Raw genomic sequence first — 567 nt, forward strand, 5'->3', positions numbered from 1 at the left:
GGCATTGTAAAGTTAACCGAGAAGAAGCCGGACAGTGACATCTGCCGCGTGCATCGCTCATGCCAGTGCGATTTTCGTCCACAGGTTCATGGCCGCTGCGCGCAATTCGCGGTGATGACTGGAAGAAATGTCGTGGCGAGGGATGTGGAACAAGTTGGCGATCGGATCATGGATGGAGACAAAGCGCTGCAGATGGCGGCGTGACTTGAAGCGCTTCATAATCCGCTCTCGTCGACGGATTGGCTGATGGGAATTTTCGGCTCGATTGTTGAGACCCTTGTGTGAACGATGTTCGACACCTGGCATGATCTCCCGTCTTGCGGTGTCATAGGATCGAAGCTTGTCCGTGATCATCACTCTCGGCGCACGGCCTTGGCCCTTCAACAACTTTCGCATCAGACGCTTGGCCACCTTGGCATTGCGGCGGCCTTGCACCAGAACCTCCAGGACGAAACCATCCTGATCGACCGCCCGCCACAGCCAGTGCTTCTTGCCGCCGATCGAAATGACGGCCTCATCGAGATGCCACTTGTCGCCGAGCCGACCGGAAGAACGTCGACGGATCTT

General features: G+C 56.8%; 1 protein-coding gene. It reads right to left on the reverse strand.

All coding sequences use genetic code 11. From position 1 onward, the window contains the following. Nucleotides 1-57: 57 nt before the first annotated feature. A partial coding sequence (locus ACPYOP_RS32980; protein ID WP_481414388.1) for an IS6 family transposase occupies nt 58-567 on the reverse strand: 510 nt, incomplete at its 5' end.

This window comes from Rhizobium sp. KNZ2-6A, from assembly GCF_056755475.1.